Origin of the sequence: Allobosea sp. LC85 (assembly GCF_000735605.1) — a bacterium.
Taxonomy (GTDB): Bacteria; Pseudomonadota; Alphaproteobacteria; order Rhizobiales; family Beijerinckiaceae; genus Allobosea.
The window spans coordinates 75,212-91,419 of sequence record NZ_JPKG01000008.1; the positions used below are offsets into that span (position 1 = coordinate 75,212).

General features: G+C 66.3%; 16 protein-coding genes. 8 read left to right on the forward strand and 8 right to left on the reverse strand.

The genetic code is table 11. From position 1 onward, the window contains the following. Positions 1–13: 13 nt before the first annotated feature. Positions 14–1,069, reverse strand: a complete 1,056-nt coding sequence (locus tag FG93_RS04855) for a hybrid-cluster NAD(P)-dependent oxidoreductase (protein ID WP_043232465.1) — start codon at positions 1,067–1,069, stop codon at positions 14–16. After that, the gene (locus tag FG93_RS04860) at positions 1,066–2,304 is read right to left on the reverse strand and encodes an SRPBCC family protein (protein ID WP_052513385.1); all 1,239 of its coding nucleotides are present in this window, start codon (positions 2,302–2,304) and stop codon (positions 1,066–1,068) included. The genes FG93_RS04855 and FG93_RS04860 overlap by 4 nt, the downstream gene beginning before the upstream one ends. 186 nt (positions 2,305–2,490) lie before the next feature. Here FG93_RS04860 and FG93_RS04870 point away from each other — a divergent pair, with 186 nt between their 5' ends. The 7 genes from FG93_RS04870 to FG93_RS04900 all read left to right on the forward strand — a co-directional run bounded on the left by FG93_RS04870 (position 2,491) and on the right by FG93_RS04900 (position 9,293). Beyond that, positions 2,491–3,483, forward strand: a complete 993-nt coding sequence (locus tag FG93_RS04870; RefSeq protein ID WP_052513386.1) for a GlxA family transcriptional regulator — start codon at positions 2,491–2,493, stop codon at positions 3,481–3,483. Positions 3,484–3,614: 131 nt separating this feature from the next. Then, the gene (locus tag FG93_RS04875; RefSeq protein ID WP_043232470.1) at positions 3,615–4,268 is read left to right on the forward strand and encodes an ABC transporter permease; all 654 of its coding nucleotides are present in this window, start codon (positions 3,615–3,617) and stop codon (positions 4,266–4,268) included. Further along, the gene (locus tag FG93_RS04880) at positions 4,265–5,371 is read left to right on the forward strand and encodes an ABC transporter ATP-binding protein (protein WP_043232472.1); all 1,107 of its coding nucleotides are present in this window, start codon (positions 4,265–4,267) and stop codon (positions 5,369–5,371) included. The genes FG93_RS04875 and FG93_RS04880 overlap by 4 nt, the downstream gene beginning before the upstream one ends. 1 nt (position 5,372) lies before the next feature. Continuing rightward, a complete protein-coding gene (locus FG93_RS04885; protein WP_043232474.1) occupies positions 5,373–6,101 on the forward strand; it encodes an ABC transporter permease in 729 nt (242 codons plus the stop codon). A gap of 36 nt (positions 6,102–6,137) precedes the next feature. Then, entirely contained in the window at positions 6,138–7,043 is a 906-nt protein-coding gene (locus tag FG93_RS04890) for a glycine betaine ABC transporter substrate-binding protein (RefSeq protein WP_052513387.1), read from the forward strand. Positions 7,044–7,101: 58 nt separating this feature from the next. Beyond that, positions 7,102–7,950: a nitrilase-related carbon-nitrogen hydrolase gene (locus FG93_RS04895; protein WP_043232574.1), complete on the forward strand. Its 849-nt coding sequence runs from the start codon at positions 7,102–7,104 to the stop codon at positions 7,948–7,950. 5 nt (positions 7,951–7,955) lie between these two features. After that, entirely contained in the window at positions 7,956–9,293 is a 1,338-nt protein-coding gene (locus FG93_RS04900; RefSeq protein WP_043232475.1) for an MmgE/PrpD family protein, read from the forward strand. A gap of 174 nt (positions 9,294–9,467) precedes the next feature. Here FG93_RS04900 and FG93_RS32795 read toward each other — a convergent pair whose 3' ends face one another. The 6 genes from FG93_RS32795 to FG93_RS04925 all read right to left on the reverse strand — a co-directional run bounded on the left by FG93_RS32795 (position 9,468) and on the right by FG93_RS04925 (position 14,966). Continuing rightward, positions 9,468–9,638, reverse strand: coding sequence for a hypothetical protein (locus FG93_RS32795; RefSeq protein ID WP_161783773.1), 171 nt, complete (start codon positions 9,636–9,638; stop codon positions 9,468–9,470). Between the two features lie 358 nt (positions 9,639–9,996). Beyond that, complete coding sequence (locus FG93_RS04905) at positions 9,997–10,671, reverse strand: RraA family protein (RefSeq protein WP_043232477.1); 675 nt, start codon at positions 10,669–10,671, stop codon at positions 9,997–9,999. 100 nt (positions 10,672–10,771) lie between these two features. Then, positions 10,772–12,286: a tripartite tricarboxylate transporter permease gene (locus tag FG93_RS04910; protein WP_043232480.1), complete on the reverse strand. Its 1,515-nt coding sequence runs from the start codon at positions 12,284–12,286 to the stop codon at positions 10,772–10,774. 3 nt (positions 12,287–12,289) lie between these two features. Next, positions 12,290–12,745: a tripartite tricarboxylate transporter TctB family protein gene (locus FG93_RS04915; RefSeq protein ID WP_052513389.1), complete on the reverse strand. Its 456-nt coding sequence runs from the start codon at positions 12,743–12,745 to the stop codon at positions 12,290–12,292. Positions 12,746–12,943: 198 nt separating this feature from the next. After that, positions 12,944–13,912 carry a tripartite tricarboxylate transporter substrate binding protein gene (locus tag FG93_RS04920; RefSeq protein WP_043232483.1) on the reverse strand — a complete coding sequence of 323 codons (969 nt, stop codon included), beginning with the start codon at positions 13,910–13,912 and terminating at the stop codon, positions 12,944–12,946. A gap of 49 nt (positions 13,913–13,961) precedes the next feature. After that, positions 13,962–14,966, reverse strand: a complete 1,005-nt coding sequence (locus tag FG93_RS04925; protein ID WP_043232485.1) for a hydroxyacid dehydrogenase — start codon at positions 14,964–14,966, stop codon at positions 13,962–13,964. 116 nt (positions 14,967–15,082) lie between these two features. On the opposite strand from FG93_RS04925, the gene FG93_RS04930 reads away from it, so the two are divergent. Further along, complete coding sequence (locus FG93_RS04930) at positions 15,083–15,985, forward strand: LysR family transcriptional regulator (RefSeq protein WP_043232487.1); 903 nt, start codon at positions 15,083–15,085, stop codon at positions 15,983–15,985. Positions 15,986–16,208 lie beyond the last annotated feature (223 nt).

Below are 16,208 nucleotides of genomic sequence, written 5' to 3' on the forward strand. Positions count from 1 at the left end.
CTGACCCCGTCCTTCAAAGTGCGATCGTCACATCAGAACGCGGGCGCGATGAGCAGGCCAGGATATAGCCCTGCGCTTCCTCTTCCGGCGAGATCCCGCCATCGTGCTGCATCTCGACGGCGCCGGAGACGAGCGAGACCCGGCAGGTGCCGCACATTCCGGAGGCGCAGCCGCAGGGAATGACGATGGTCTGGCGTGTCGCGGCCTGGAGCAGTGTCTCGCCCGGCTGGGCGGTGAAGGACTTGTCGCCGAGCGTGACCGCATAGCCTTCCGCCGGCGCATCAACGGGAACCGGCGGCGGCGCGACGGGCGTGACCGCACCGAAATGCTCGATATGGAAAAGGTCGCGCGCCCCGCCTTCGGCCGCGTGGATCAGCCGCGCCTCGTCCATGAAGCCGGTCGGGCCGCAGCAGAAGACCTCGCGCCGGCCGTAATCCGGCAGCGCCACCGAGACCATCCGCCGGCCGAGCCGGCCGCTGAAGCCGAACCAGCCCGGCTCTGGTCGGCTGACGACCATCGCGACCTTGAGATGTGGCATACGCGCCTGCAACGCGGCGAGCTCGCGCGCGAAGAGGATGTCGCGCGGCGTGCGGGCGGCATGGAGCCAGTATATGTCGGTATCCGGCGCGGTCGCCGCGAGGTGGCGCAGCATCGCCATCAGCGGGCTTGCGCCCGAGCCGGCCGAGACCAGCGCGAGTTTCTCCGTGGTGCGGCCCTCGATGGTGAAACGCCCTTTTGGAGAGCGAGCTTCAAGCCGCGCACCGACCGCGAGTTCGTCGTGCAGCCAGCGCGTCGCCTGGCCCGTCGCATGGGCCTTGATCGTCATCGCGATCGTGCCCGATGCGTCCGGTGCCGAGGCCAGCGAGAAGGTGCGGAACAGCGTCTCGCCCCCGATCGCGAGCTTCAGCGTCATCGACTGGCCGGCCCTATAGGGCGGCACTCCGCCTTCCGGGTGGAAGACGAAGGTCTTCACGTCATGCGTCTCGGGACGAATCTCGGCGACGATGAGCGTCAGCAGATCGGCCGATGGCGCGATCGCCGCCGGGGCTTCCAGGAGATCCGTGCTCATTCCGCCGCGATCCTGAACGGCGAAGGACTGCCGGCATATGCCGCCATCTTGCCCGCATACCAGTTGGTGAAGTGCGTCAGCATGAATTCCGACGGCGCATAGGGGCCGGGTTCGTAGGCCCGTGAGCGGATGCCGGCATGGTTCACCGCGGCGAGTTCGGCATCCTGCGCGTTGGTGGCGATCCAGACCTCGGTCAGGCGCTTGATGTCGTAATCGACGCCCTCCACCGCATCTTCGTGAACGAGCCAGGTCGTGCGCACCGCCGTCTTGTCATGGGCGAGCGGCAACACGCGGAAATGGAGGATGTGGTCGGCGAGGAAGTGGTTCCAGTTATTGGGCACCCGGAACATGCGCACGGAGCCGAGATCGGGCTCGGTGAAGTCGGCGAGCAGCTTCCTGCAGGCTGGGCCGCCATCCATGGTGAAGGACACAGCCCCCTCATGGAACGGCAGGCGGATGCAACGAAATTCCTCGCCGCCATCGGCCGGCGCATGCGGCAGGCCGAGTGCATCCCATTTCGCCGTCTTGCGATCCATCAGCGCCTTGAACTGGGCCGGCCCGCGCGGGTCGTCCGGCAGCGCGAATTCGACCAGCGTGACCAGCAGCTCGGGATGGTTGCCGGCGCAGTGATAACACTCGCGATTGTTCTCGATGACGAGCTTCCAGTTCGCGTCCTCGATCAGCGTCATCTCGAACGCGACCTTGGTGCGCTCCGGCATATGCGGGGCGATATAGGGCGTCACTGCCTCGCGATAGCGCGACAGGTCCGGCGGATCGTCGGCGAGGCAGATATAGACCATGCCGCAGATCACCTCGACATGAACGGGCTTCAGCCCATGGCTCGCGCGATCGAACCCTGCCGGCATCTGGCGGGCGTTGAGCAGCGAGCCGTCGAGCTCATAGACCCATTGATGATAGGGGCAGACCAAACGGGTCGCCCGGCCCTTCTCATGTCCGCAGATGCGCGAACCGCGATGGCGGCAGCTGTTGTGGAAGGCCCGGACCTGCCCCTCGCGATCGCGCAGCACCACGACCGGGTTCTCGCCCACGGCGAGGGTGAGATAGTCGCCCGGCTTCCTGATCTCGCAGGCGTTGCAGGCGAAGAGCCAGTCGGTTTCGAACACGGCCTTGATATCGGTCTCGTGCATCGCCGGATCGACATAGAAGGCCTGCGGCAGGCTGAAGCCCTCGCGGCGCTCCTGAAGCAGGCTGCGGATGCGGTCACGATCGATCATCGGCTGAAGACCCGGATAAGGATATCCGCGATCTTGCTCCGGCCGACGTCCCGATGGCCGGAATATTCCGACTTCGCCGGCAAGCTTTGCGACGAGTGCATGTCGCTTTCATTGCAAGAATGTCGGAAATCCGATTTCCTTGGGGCAGCTCCAGACTGGATGATGGACGGGAGGAGATCCAAGGCCATGAGCGAGGCGCCGGCCGGCACCCAGATCGTCACCCTGCTGCTCGTCGAGGGCTTCTCGATGATGAGCATCGCCTCGGCGATCGAGCCGCTGCGCTCGCTCAACCGGCTGATCGACCGCGAGGCCTGGCGCTGGCGCATGGCGAGCCTCGACGGTGGCGTGCTCGCCGCCTCGAACGGCATCCCGATCCCGACCGAGGCGGCCGAGACCGCCCTGCCCGGCTCGCATTACTTCCTGGTCTGCGGCGGCCTGCGAATCCAGTCGGTCGACGAGCGGCGCTATCTCGCGATCCTGCGCAAAGCCGTGCGGGGTGGGGTGCGCGTCGGCTCGCTCTCCACCGGCACCTATCTGCTGGCCCGAGCCGGTCTGCTTGACGGCTATCGCTCGACGATTCACTGGGAGAACCGCCCCGCCTTCCAGGAGGAGTTCCCCGAGCTCGTCTGCACCGACAAGCTCTACGAGATCGACCGCGACCGCCTGACCTGCTCCGGCGGCACGGCCGCGATGGATCTGATGCTGCACCTGATCACGGAGCGGCACGGCGCAGATCTCGCCCGCCGCGTCGCCAACCAGTTTCACCACGACCGCATCCGCGACGAGCGCGACAACCAGAGCGGCGGCCGCCTGGAGCGGATGACGAGCCTGCCGCCGGCCGTGCGCAGCGCGGTCCGGCTGATGCAGCGCCATGTCGAGGATACGATCTCGATCGCCGAGATTGCCGAGAAGGTCGGCATGAGCCCGCGCCAGCTCGAGCGGCTGTTCCTGCGCTATCTCCAGACCTCGCCGGCCCGCTATTATCTCTCGCTGCGGATCGACCGAGCCCGCGAGCTGCTGCTCTATTCCGACCGCCCGATCCTCGAGGTGGCGATCGCGGCCGGATTCACCTCGACGTCGCATTTCGCCCATTGGTTCAAGAAGCTGCACGGCGTCAGGCCGAGCCAATTGCGGGGCCGCCCCGCCGCCGACGAAGCGCCCCCACATCCGCCCGCCTGAGCACGCGTTGCGACAACCGATCGCGGCAGGTCGTAACCGCGACGTTCGATGTCGCTTCCCCGGCCCGAACCTGGAACGGTTCTGATCGACACTTTCCTGACAAGACGGATAACCGTCGCTAGGGAACGGCAGTGGACACGATCGCCTTCATCATGGCGAATCTTCCCGTGATCGGGCAGCGGATGCTGGAGCACGTCTCGCTCGTCTCGGTCTCGGTCGGTGTCGCGATCCTGACCGGCGTGCCGACCGGCATCGCGATCACGCAGAACCGGCGTGCCGCCGATGCGGTCCTCTACATCGCCTCGATCATCATCACGATCCCCTCGATCGCGCTGTTCGGCATCCTGATCCCGCTGCTCTCGACCATCGGCCACGGCATCGGCTACCTGCCGGCGGTGATTGCGCTCATCCTCTACGCGCAGTTGCCGATCATCCGGAACACCTACACGGCGATCATGAACGTCGATCCGGCCCTGCGCGAGGCGGCGCGCGGCATGGGCATGACGACGCTCGAACGGCTGCGCCGGGTCGAGCTGCCGCTGGCGCTGCCGGTCATCCTCAACGGCGTGCGCAGCGCGGTGGTGCTCAACATCGCGATCGCCGCCATCGCGACCTATATCGGTGCCGGGGGCCTCGGCACCTTCATCTCGCGCGGCATTTCGCAGACCGATATCCGCCAGCTCCTGACCGGCGCGATCGCCGTCAGCCTGCTCGCGATCATCGCCGATTACGGCCTGCTCTTCGCGCAGCGCCAGCTCACCTCGCCGGGATTGAAGCTCAAATGATCCGTCTCGAACAGGTCTCCAAGCACTTCGGGACGATGATCGCCGTCGACCGCATCGATATGGAGGTGCCCGCCGGCGCCGTCTGCGTCCTGCTTGGCCCCTCGGGCTGCGGCAAGACCACGACGATGAAGATGATCAACCGGCTGATCCCGCCCACCTCCGGCAAGATCTATGTCGACGGCAAGGACGCGGCGAGTGTCGACGAGGTCACCCTGCGTCGCTCGATTGGCTACGTCATCCAGCAGATCGGCCTGTTCCCCAACATGACGATCGAGGAGAACATCTGCGTCGTGCCGGATCTTCTCGGCTGGCCCAAGGCCAAGTCGCGCAAGCGCGCCGCCGAGCTGCTCGACATGGTCAATCTCGACCCGTCCGTCTTCCTGAAGCGCTACCCCAAGCAGCTTTCCGGCGGCCAGCAGCAGCGCGTCGGCGTGGTGCGCGCGCTCGCGGCCGATCCACCGGTCCTGCTGATGGACGAGCCCTTCGGCGCGATCGACCCGATCAATCGCGAGGTGATCCAGGACGAGTTCATGAAGCTTCAGGCGGAACTGAAGAAGACCATCGTCTTCGTCAGCCACGACATCGACGAGGCGGTGAAGATGGCGACGCGGATCGCGATCTTCCGGGACGGCAAGCTGATCCAGTACGACACGCCCGACAACATCCTCGCCCACCCGATCGATGCCTTCGTCTCCGAGTTCGTCGGTTCCGACCGGACCTTGAAGCGCCTGCGCCTGATCCGCGTTGCCGATGCTATGATGGCGGAGCCGCCGCGCGTACGCGCCGAGGACACTCTCGATACCGCCGTAAAGCTGATGGAAGAGCACGGCCACGTTTCGGTGGTGATGGTCGGCCCGCGCGGCCGTGCGCGCGGCGTGGTGCGGCTCGAGGACGTGCGCGAGCGCAGGGGCATCGTCGGCGAATACCAGGAGCCGCTGCCCGGCGTCGTCAACATCCGCGACGACCTGCGCACCGCCGTCTCGCAGATGTTCACCCATGGCGTGACCTGGCTCGCCTGCGTCGACGACGACGGCTTCTACAAGGGCTACATCACCCAGAAGAGCATCACCCAGGTGCTCGGCGCGACCTATCGGGAAAGCTGATATGGCGCTCGCGGGCCTCGCAGGAACCCTTCGCTGGCTCGTCGTCTTCGGCGCCTTTGCTCTCGGCGCCTGGCTGCAGGCGCGCGGCACCATTCCCTCGATCCTGGGCTATTCGACGGACGTCACCTATCTCATCCGCCAACATCTCGCGCTTGCGGCGATGTCGGGCGCAATCGCACTCGTCGTTGGCGTACCGCTCGGCATCATCCTGTCGCGGCCGCGTTTCGAGCTGTTCGCCGATGCGGTGACGCAAATCGTCAATCTCGGCACCACGATCCCGACGCTGGCACTGCTCGCAATCTCGATGTCCTTCCTCGGCATCGGCTCGCCGCCCGCGGTCTTCGCGCTGTTCGTGCTGACGCTTCTGCCGATCGTACTCAACACCATCGCCGGCCTGCGCTCGGTGCCCCAGTACCTGATCGAGGCAGCGCGCGGCATGGGCATGACACCGCGCCAGATCCTCCGGCGGGTCGAGCTGCCGAACGCCGTCTTCGTGATCCTCGCCGGCGTGCGCACCGCCTTCGCCATCAATATCGGCACGGTGCCGCTGGCCTTCCTGATCGGTGGCGGTGGCTTGGGCGAGCTCATTTTCACCGGCATCGACCTGATGGAGCCGAGCATGCTGCTGGCGGGCGCGATCCCGACCGCGCTGCTCGCCGTGCTCGTCGATTTCCTGATCGGCCAGATCCAGTTCTGGCTGATTCCGAAAGGCGTCAATCCGCTGCGCTGAACAGCGGCCATTCAACCCAAAAAGGGGAACACGACCATGCTCAAGCGCACTTTCCTAGGTTTCGCCTCCGCCGCACTGGCCTCCGCCGCCCTGGCTTTTGCCGTCCTGCCGCTCGCCGCGCAGGCGCAATCCGTCGTCGTCGGCGGCAAGAACTTCACCGAGCAGCAGCTCATGGCGGAGATGACGACACAGCTGCTCAAGGCCAAGGGCTTCACCGTCGACAAGCGCGCAGGGCTGGGCACCGCGCCCCTGCGCCAGGCCCAGGAAGCCGGGCAGATCGACGTCTATTGGGAGTACACCGGCACCTCCCTGATCACCTTCAACAAGGTGGCCGACAAGATGGATGCGACGGCGACCTATGCGAAGGTCAAGGAGCTCGATGCCGCAAAGGGCCTGGTCTGGCTGAACCCGTCCAAGGCCAACAACACCTATGCGCTGGCGATGCGCAAGAAGGACGCCGAGGCCAAGGGCATCAAGTCGCTCTCCGACCTCGCCGGCAAGGTAAAGGGCGGCCAGGCGCTGAAATTCGGTTGCAACGCCGAGTTCTATGCGCGTCCGGACGGCCTCACGCCGCTGCAGACGACCTATGCCTTCGAATTCGGTCGCGAGAACGTGGTGCGGATGGATACCGGCCTGGTCTATCAGGCGCTGCGCGACAGTCAGGTCGATGTCGGCCTCGTCTTCGCCACCGACGGGCGCGTCCCGGCCTTCGACTTCGTCATCCTGACCGACGACAAGGGCTATTTCCCGACCTATGCGATGACGCCTGTCATCCGCAAGGAGACACTCGACAAGAACCCGAAGCTCGCCGAGATCCTGAACGGCCTTTCGGCCAAGCTCGACGACGCCACCATGGCCAGGCTCAACGCCTCGGTCGATGTCGACAAGAAGAGCATCGAGGAGGTCGCGGCCGGCTTCCTCAAGGCGCAGTCGCTGGTTTGATCCTTCCCCGACCATGCCGGAGGCGCCCTGCGCCTCCGGCCTTCTCGCGAGCCGTTCCATGTCGTCGCTGAAAGTCGCGGTCGCCCAAATTCGCTGCGAGCCGGCGGGGCTCGAGGCGAACCTGGCCGCGCATCTCGATGCCATCGGTGAGGCTCGCGGCAAGGGCGCAGAGCTTCTGCTCTTCCCCGAGCTGTCGCTGACCGACTATCTCGCCGATCCCGATTGCAGCGCCCTGGCGTTAGCGCCCGGTGCCGAGCCGCTCGCCCGCATCGCCGGGGCCGCGGACGGCATTGCGGTCTCGGCCGGCTTTATCGAGCGCGACGGGCAAGGCCGCTTCTTCAACAGCCAGGGGCTGTTCCGCGACCGCAAACTCGTCGCCGTCCATCGCAAGCTCAACCTGCCGGGCTACGGTGCCCTGCGCGAGGACCGCGTCTATGCGCGCGGATGCCGTCTCGACCTGGCAGAGCCTGCTCCTGGCTGGCGCGCAGCCACGCTGATTTGCGCGGATGCCTGGAACCCAGCGCTGCCCTGGCTCGCGGCGCTCTCCGGCGCCAGCCTGCTCCTGTTGCCCGCAGCCTCGGCGCTCGGCGCGGTCGGGAACGGTTTCGACAATCCCCGCGGCTGGGAGATCAATCTCGCCCATAGCGCCATGACCTATGGTTTGCCGATATTGTTCGCCAATCATTGCGGCGCGCGCGGCGGAGCGGAGTTCTGGGGCGGATCGCGCATCCTCGACACCTCCGGCGCCGAGCTCGTCCGAGCAGGCGCGGCGCCTGAAGTGATCATCGCAGAGCTGTCGCTCGCCGACGGCGAGACAGCCCGCCGAATTCTGCCGACCGCCCGCGACAGCGATCCGGTCCTGGTCGGAAAGCTTCTGCACGACCGTATCGGCAAGGACAGGCCCTGACGATCATGACCAATCCGATCGACTTCATCCATCGCCTGCAATTCTCCCAGCTACCGACGGAGGTCGCGCATCAGGCACGCCGCTGTCTCCTCGATCTCGTCGGGGTCGCGGCGAGCGGCCGGAACACGCAACTCTCGCGCATCGCGCATGATTTCGCGGTCGATCACCTCGGCGCTGGTCGAAAAGGCGCAAGGCTGCTCTTCGACGGGCGCAAGGTCAGCGCCACGGGCGCGGCCTTCGCCGGCGCCACGACGATCGATTCCTTCGACGCCCATGACGGCCACGCACTCACGAAAGGCCATGCCGGCGTCGCGATCCTGCCGGCGCTCCTCGCGGTCGCCGACGCCGAAGCGCTGCTCGACGGGGGCGGCCTCGACGGCAAGGCCCTGCTGACGAGCCTCGTCCTCGGCTACGAAATCGCGACCCGGGCCGGCATCGCCCTGCACGCCAGCGCCTGCGATTATCACACGTCCGGGGCCTGGAACGCGCTCGGCTGCGCCGCTGTCGCCGCCCGCCTGCTCCGGCTCGATCCCGAGCGCACCCGCCACGCCCTCGGCATCGCCGAATATCACGGCCCGCGCAGTCAGATGATGCGCTGCATCGACCATCCAACGATGGTGAAGGATGGGTCGGGCTGGGGCGCCCTGGCCGGCGTCAGCGCCGCCTATCTCGCCAAGGACGGTTTCACCGGCGCGCCGGCGATCACGATGGAGGCGCCGGATCAGGCTGCGATCTGGACCGACCTCGGCGAGCGCTGGCTGATCCTCGACCAGTATTTCAAGCCATGGCCTGTCTGCCGCTGGGCCCAGCCGGCGATCGAGGCCGCGAGCAGCCTGCTTTCCCGGCATGCTCTCACGGCCCCCGACATCGTGCGCGTCGAGGTCGAGACGTTCCACGAAGCCGTGCGCCTGGGTGCGCAATTGCCGACATCGACGGAGATGGCGCAATACGCGATCGGCTTCCCGCTGGCCGCCTTCATCGTTCGCGGGCGCATCGGCGCCGGCGAAATCGGCGCCGATGGTCTGGGCGATCCCGCGATCCGTGACATGCTGCAGCGTATCCGGCTCATCGAGAAGGCCGAATTCTCCCGGCGTTTTCCGGCAGAGAGACTTGCGCGCCTGCGTCTTGTCCTGAAGTCAGGTCAGTTCGTCGAATCCGAGCCCGTGGCGGCTCGTGGCGACCAGGTCCGTCCCCTGTCGGACGCGGACATGCGTTCGAAGTTCAACTCCGCCACCGCCGCGCTCGACAAAGAGCGCAGCATCAGGCTCGGCGACGACTGCCTGACGCTCGCCGGAGGCGGCACGATGGAATCCCTCTGCAACGGCTTGTTTGCGTCGATCTGACCTGAAGCCGGCAGATAGCCGTGCGCCGAGGAGGCCATTTTGCGCGGCGACCGGCGACCGAAGCCTGGCGATTTGCCGGTCGCCGGAAAGGCCCGCTCTCGGATAAATCAGTTGGAAGGACTGAATTCGAGGGATTTCAATGCTCTCGCAGCGCCTGCCCATCCCTGGCGCAAGCTAAGCGCCCAGAATGGTGAGGACGAGACCACCGAGGAGGAAGACACCTCCTCCGACCGCCATCATTGCATTATCGCTGACCCCGAGCTGTCGCAGGATACTGTAGAGCATCATGCCCCCGGTCACCCCGATGCAGATGCCACCGATCACTGCCCGCTCAAGCTCAGTCATTGGTGATCCCTCGACCGGCCGTCTGGTTATCCCCGCTGCGAAGTTTATCGGGAAAGTCATTGAGCTGCCAGCGCGATGACGCAAGGATACCGTGGCTTGCGCAACCGACGCGTTTCATGGGAACTCGCCCCCAATCCGTAGTCTCCTGTGCCGGCATAGGCGACAGGCGGACCTCCTCGCCATTCTCTGCCACACCGGGATCGGCGACGAGCAGGCGCTTGCATCTCGTCCATGGTCTGCGCGATGCCGCGCAGACGCCGGACATTGTCCGCACTCGTGGCCCTCGTGCCGACCTCCACCCAGCTGCTTGCTGGCGATCCGGTTCCTGTCCGTGCGGCCGGACTTGGGCGCCGCCCGGTCAGGCCTCGATGGCGCAGCCCAGGCGGACAAGCGCGGCATCGACCCAGCTCCGGTCGTCCCTGCCCTCGCCGATGGCCAGCATCTTCTTTTCCTCCGCCTCGTGCTTCTTGCGCGCGGCCTCGTAGATAGCTTCGGCGTGATCGAAGGGGACGCAGAGGATGCCGTCGTCATCGCCAATGACGAGATCGCCCGGCTCGATCACCATGCCCTCGATCGAGATCGGAACGTTGATCTCGCCGGGACCATCCTTGTAGGGGCCGCGATGGCTGATGCCGGCCGCATAGATCGGCAGGTCGTTGTCGCGGATCCAGGCGGAATCACGCACTGCGCCATGGAGCACGATGCCGGCAATGCCACGCTTCTGGGCGTGCGCGATCATGAGTTCGCCGATCAGCGAGTTCGTGAGATCGCCGCCGGCATCGACGACGATGACGTCGCCGGGGCTGGCGATGTCGAGCGCCTTGTGGATCATCAGATTGTCGCCCGGGCGCGTCTTCACGGTGATCGCCGGCCCGGCCATCACGCCGCCGCGGTGCAGCGGTCGCAGCGCAGCTCCACCGGCCGCCATCCGCGACATCGAATCGCTGATATTGGCGACCGGGAGCGTGCGGAAGCGCTCGACGAGGCTGGGCTCGACCTGGCGGCGGCGCTTGAGAATGCGAAAACCGATCATGGGATGTCCTTTGGTGGCTGCGCCTGCCAGCCGGCTCGAAATGCGTCTGGGCTGGCGCCGAGGGATTTGCCCCCGTGGGGGCCGTGATCAGCCGGCACGGTCAGACCGCGCCGGCCTCTTCGCGATCGACGCGCGCCTTGCCCCGGCGGATCGCCGGCAGCACCATGCTGATCAGCAGGGCGGCCGATATCGTCAGGAAGGTCAGGCTGATCGGGCTGCGCACGAAGATCGAGAGATCGCCCTCCGAGAGCAGCAGCGCGCGGCGGATGTTCTCCTCCATCATCGGCCCGAGCACATAGCCCAGCACCAGCGGCGCAGGCGGGCATTTGAGCTTCGCCAGCACATAGCCGAGGACCCCGAGCGCCGCGCAGAGATAGACGTCGATCGCACTGTTGTTCAGGCTGTAATTGCCCAGCGCGCAGAACATCGCGATCGCCGGGAACAGCCAGCGATACGGGATGCTGAGCAGCCTTACCCAGAGACCGACGAGCGGCAGGTTCAGCGCCACCAGCATGGCGTTGCCGATCAGCATGCTCGCCACCACGCCCCAGAACAGCTCCGGATTGCGCGACATCACCGAAGGGCCCGGCTGGACGCCGTTCATCACCAGTGCGCCCAGGATCAGCGCCATCGTGGCGGTACCGGGGATGCCGAGCGTCAGCATCGGAATGAAGGCGGTCTGCGCCGCCGCGTTGTTGGCCGCTTCCGGCGCCGCCACGCCCTCGATCGCGCCCTTGCCGAAGCGGGATGGATCCCTCGCGAACTTCTTCTCCAGCATGTAGGAGGAGAAGGACGAGATCGACGGGCCGGTGCCCGGCAGGATGCCGAAGAAGGCGCCGACGAAGGTGCCGCGCAGCGTTGGCAGGAACGCGGTCTTCAGATCGGCCCAGCTCGGCATCAGGCCGCCAATGTTCTTGGTGAAGACCTCGCGGGTCTCCTTCTGCTCGAGGTTGAGGACGATCTCGGAGATCGCGAAGATGCCGACGGCGAGCACCGTGAAGCCGATGCCGTCGGCGAGATCGGGCAAGCCGAAGGTGAAGCGTTCGACGCCGGAGTTCACGTCGGTGCCGACGAGGCCGACGAGCAGGCCGAGCACGACCATGGCGAGCGCCTTGACCATGTCGCCATGCGTCAGGACCGAGGCCGCGACGAGGCCGAGCACCATCAGGGCGAAATAGTCCTCGGCGCCGAAGCGCAGGGCCCAGCTGGCGAGCGGCACGCCGAGCGCGACGATCAGCAAGGTGCCGATGCAGCCGGCGACGAAGGAGGAGATCGCCGCAATAGCGAGCGCGGCGCCGGCCCGGCCCTGGCGCGCCATCTGGTAGCCGTCCAGGCAGGTGACGGCGGACGAGGTCTCGCCGGGCAGATTGACCAGGATCGCCGTGGTCGAACCGCCATATTGCGCACCGTAATAGATGCCGGACAGCATGATGACGGCGGAGACCGGGGGCAGACCGAAGGTCACCGGCAGCAACATCGAGATCGTCACCAGCGGCCCGACGCCGGGCAGCACGCCGATGAGGGTGCCCAGCAGCACGCCGAGGAAGCAGTAGGCGAGGTTCTGCAGCGACAGCGCGACGCCGAAGCCGAGGGCGAAATGGTCGAGGATTTCCATGGCTCAGAAATTCCACGCGAAGAGGCTGTAGGGCAGCTTCAGCCCCCAGACGAAGACCACGGCGGCGAAGAGCGACATCACCGCTGTCAGGACGACGACCTCCCGCGCCCTGAACTCGTGCCCGGCATAGGCCGCGATGAAGAACAGGGCGACGAGCGCCGGCACCAGGCCGAGCCGTTCGATCAGGAAACCGAAGAGCACGATCGAAAGCGTCAGCAGCGCGAGTGGCAGCCAGGCCCAGACGCCGTCGATCTCTGTGCCGCTGCGCACGCCCCTGACGAAGGTGACGATCCCGAAGCCGATCAGGATGAGGCTCAGGATGCGTGGAAAATAGCCCGGGCCCATCTCGATCGAGGTGCCGAACTTGTAGCCAAGCGCGATCGCGAACCCGATTGCGCCGAGGCCGATGAAGAGCAGGCCTGCCAGCGCGTCCTGGTTTCTGGTCAGATTTGATTTCATGGTCGATGTCCCCCGATGAAAGCGGGCTGGCGGCACGGATCAGAAGCCGGTGAGCTTCGCGGGACCGCCAGCACAGCCGCGCCCGATGCGAGGACATCGCGACGCTTCATGACAGGGCTCCCCAGATGATCGCCGGCGGTTCTGTATGGGCCGGTCGTCGTGGAAAAGGGCGCCGGCGTGCCGGCGCCCGTCGCGCGTTCAGTCGGCGACCTTCACGTCCGCGGTCTTGATCACCTGCGTCCATTTCGGCACGTCGGACTTGATCAGGGCGCCGAACTCCTCGGCCGTGCCGCCGAGGGCTTCGGCGCCGGCTGCGCGCAGCTTTCCTTGCGTGTCCGGCTGCTTGAGCACGCGGTTCAGCTCGGTGTTGAGGCGCGCGACGATCGCGGCCGGCGTGCCGGCCGGGGCGGCGAGCCCCCACCAGGTCACGGCGTCGGAGTTCTTGATTCCGGCTTCATCGAAGGTCGGGACGTCGGGCAGATCGGCGTCGCGCTTGGTCGCGAACAGGGCGATCGGGCGCAGCGCTCCTTCCTTGACCTGCGTCATCACGGAAGGCACCGACGAGATGTAGATATCGACGCGCCCGCCCATCAGGTCCGGCAGCGCCTGGGACGCGCCCTTGTAGGGCACATGCCGGAACTTCACGCTGGCGAGCTGCTGGAGCAATTCGCCGGCCAGATGCGAACTCGTGCCGACGCCGGGCGAGGCGAAGGTCATCTTGCCGCCCTTGGCCTTGGCTGCGGCGAGCAGGTCCTCGACCGTCTTCAGCGGCGAATCCTTGGCGACGACGAGCACCTGCGGCGCCGAGGCCGTGAGTCCGATCGGCGCGAAATCCTTGATCGGGTCGTAATTGGCCTTGCCGAGGATCGGGTTGATCACGAGGTTGGCGTTCTGCGCCAGGACGATGGTGTAGCCGTCGGCGGGCGCCTTGCCGGCGAGGCTCAGGCCGACGCTGCCGCCGCTGCCGGGTTTGTTGTCGGCCACGATCGTCCAGCCCGTCGCCTCGCCGAGCTTCTGGGCGATGACGCGGGCGACGACATCCGTACCCCCACCCGGTGGGAAGGGCACGATCATCCGGATAGCCTTGTCCGGATAGTTCTGCGCCTGCGCGCCCGAGGCCAGCGCGGATAACGCCAGCCCTGCGAGTACCTTGTAGACAATCCTCATGATCGTTTCCTCCCGGTTGTTTCTGTTTGCCCGGCTTCGTGCGCCAGGTTCATTCGGCAGCGAGTTCCGTCAACCTTGCCAGGCTGCGTGAATCCGGTGCGTTGCCGTCCAGCACCGAAATGACGTGCTGGGCGGCGATCTCCGCCATGGCCCCGGCCGAGCCCTGCGTCACCCCGGCGATATGCGGGGTCGTGATCAGGTTGGGCAGCGTCCAGAGCGGGCTGTCCTTGGCCGGCGGTTCCAGCGCGAAACTGTCGAGGCCGGCGCCGGCAATCCTGCCTTCCAGCAGGGCCGCGCAGAGCGCCGGCTCGCTGATCAGGCCGCCGCGCGCCGTGTTGACGACGAAGGAGGTCGGCTTCATCAGGCGCAAGCGCCGCTCATCCAGCAGGTTTCGTGTCGCACTGGTCAGCGGGCAATGCAGGCTGACGATGTCGGCTTCCCCAAGCAGGCTATCGAGGTCGCGATCGCCGCTCTTGTCGAATTGCGCAATCTCGCGCTGGGCATGGGGGTCGTGCATGATGACGGTCATGCCGAGGCCCGTGGCGATCCCTGCGACCTGCTGGCCGATCGAGCCGAAGCCGACCAGGCCCATCACCGTGCCGATGATGTCGCGCCCGAGGAAGGTGGGCTTCGGCCACTCGCCGCTCTTCACCGCCTGATCGAGACGCGGAATGTCCTTCAGCAAGGTCAACGCCAGCGCGATCGTGTGCTCGGCTACGGCGCGCGAGTTCGAGCCCATGGCGCGGATGACGGGGATATTGCGCGCGGCGGCTGCGTGCAGGTCGATATTGTCGACGCCGACGCCGTGCTTGGCGATGACCTGCAGCCGGGACGATGCGGCGATGACCGCCTCGTCGACCCGTCCCTGCCGGACGATCAGCGCATCGACCTGCAGTTCGGCGACACGCTGCGCGACGAACTCCGTGGGGGCGTAGGCGGGCGAGAAGAAGACGTCCACGTCATGGGCGTTGAGAAGATGGATGGCGCCATCGGCCAGCCGGTCATGCGTGACAAGCACACGTCTGCCACGCGTGGCGACATGGGAATCGGTCATCGATGCGTTTCCTCATGGCGCCGTGTGGTCTCGGTCCCGGCGCTTCACCAGCACTATTGACCGACAGGCGATCGCTCGTATGCTGAAATAATGACATATATCGATGATCTTCTGTCATGAAACATCCGATCGACGGGGTCGAGGCGTTCATCCAGATCGCGGAGCTCGGCAGCTTCAACAAGGCGGCCGAGAAGCTGCATGTGACCCAGACCGGGCTGACGCGCCGCATCCAGCGGCTCGAGAGCCATGTCGGCCTCAAACTGCTCGACCGGACGACCCGCACCGTGGCGCTGACGAGCATCGGCCGGGAGTTCCTGCCGGAGGCCAAGCGCATGGTCGATGAGGTCGACCGGTCCTTCGATCGGCTGAAGACGATTTCGCGCTTTTCGACAGGGGACATCGCGATCGCCTCGGTGCCGTCGCTGATGTATGGGCGCCTGCCCCGCATCCTGCGGACCTACGCGGCACAGCATCCGCATAACCGCGTCGAGATTCTCGACCGGACCAGCATTCTCGTCATCGAGGCGGTGCGCCGACGCCAGGCGGAGTTCGGCCTGCACGTGCAGCCGCCGAACCAGCCGGACCTCCATAACGAGATTCTGGTCCGTGACCCCTTCGTCGCCTATTGCCGGAACGACCACCCGCTGGCGGCGCGGCCTGCCATAGCCTGGGCGGAACTTGCCGATTTCGACCTGATCACGCTCGGCGGCAGCAGCGGCAACAGATTGCTGATGGAGGCCCAGCTCGCCCGCTCGGGCATCGATGTCAGGACCAAGTTCGTCGTCGAGTATTTTTCAAGCGCGATCGGGCTGGCGTCCGAGGGCCTGGGCGTGGCGATCCTCGTGGCCTCCATCGTCGAGAACCTGCGCCCGGACCTGGCACAGATCCCGTTGGTGGACCCGGTCATCGACCGGCCGGTCTCGGTGATCCGGCGGCGCGGGGAAACGCTGACCCCGGCGGCACAGGCTCTCTACAACCTGATCGCGCGCGACCTTGGCCCTCTCGGGCCCGGGCCGTGACGGGGATGCGGTTCGTGCGGTACGCGTCCGTACGATCCCACCGCTCGTAAAACTCTGATTGGCGCGCATGACGGCGCGGTAGCTCGCCTGATCGCGCCAGTAGCCGCGCTTGGGGCTTCCGCTTCCGCAGCGGCGAGCTGCTACACGAGAAGCGGGTCCGCCATCTCGGAATGTTCAATCATGCGATCGAGAGCAAACTGCGCGGACGTGATCTTGGCCCGCG

Coding starts and splice junctions, on each gene's coding strand:
- FG93_RS04910 (WP_043232480.1), bottom strand. CDS start 12,286: ATGGAAATCCTCGACCATTTCGCCCTCGGCTTCGGCGTCGCGCTGTCG.
- FG93_RS04860 (WP_052513385.1), bottom strand. CDS start 2,304: ATGATCGATCGTGACCGCATCCGCAGCCTGCTTCAGGAGCGCCGCGAG.
- FG93_RS04880 (WP_043232472.1), top strand. CDS start 4,265: ATGATCCGTCTCGAACAGGTCTCCAAGCACTTCGGGACGATGATCGCC.
- FG93_RS04895 (WP_043232574.1), top strand. CDS start 7,102: ATGTCGTCGCTGAAAGTCGCGGTCGCCCAAATTCGCTGCGAGCCGGCG.
- FG93_RS04920 (WP_043232483.1), bottom strand. CDS start 13,912: ATGAGGATTGTCTACAAGGTACTCGCAGGGCTGGCGTTATCCGCGCTG.
- FG93_RS04890 (WP_052513387.1), top strand. CDS start 6,138: ATGCTCAAGCGCACTTTCCTAGGTTTCGCCTCCGCCGCACTGGCCTCC.
- FG93_RS04870 (WP_052513386.1), top strand. CDS start 2,491: ATGAGCGAGGCGCCGGCCGGCACCCAGATCGTCACCCTGCTGCTCGTC.
- FG93_RS04900 (WP_043232475.1), top strand. CDS start 7,956: ATGACCAATCCGATCGACTTCATCCATCGCCTGCAATTCTCCCAGCTA.
- FG93_RS04925 (WP_043232485.1), bottom strand. CDS start 14,966: ATGACCGATTCCCATGTCGCCACGCGTGGCAGACGTGTGCTTGTCACG.
- FG93_RS04885 (WP_043232474.1), top strand. CDS start 5,373: ATGGCGCTCGCGGGCCTCGCAGGAACCCTTCGCTGGCTCGTCGTCTTC.
- FG93_RS04905 (WP_043232477.1), bottom strand. CDS start 10,671: ATGATCGGTTTTCGCATTCTCAAGCGCCGCCGCCAGGTCGAGCCCAGC.
- FG93_RS04855 (WP_043232465.1), bottom strand. CDS start 1,069: ATGAGCACGGATCTCCTGGAAGCCCCGGCGGCGATCGCGCCATCGGCC.
- FG93_RS32795 (WP_161783773.1), bottom strand. CDS start 9,638: ATGACTGAGCTTGAGCGGGCAGTGATCGGTGGCATCTGCATCGGGGTG.
- FG93_RS04930 (WP_043232487.1), top strand. CDS start 15,083: ATGAAACATCCGATCGACGGGGTCGAGGCGTTCATCCAGATCGCGGAG.
- FG93_RS04915 (WP_052513389.1), bottom strand. CDS start 12,745: ATGAAATCAAATCTGACCAGAAACCAGGACGCGCTGGCAGGCCTGCTC.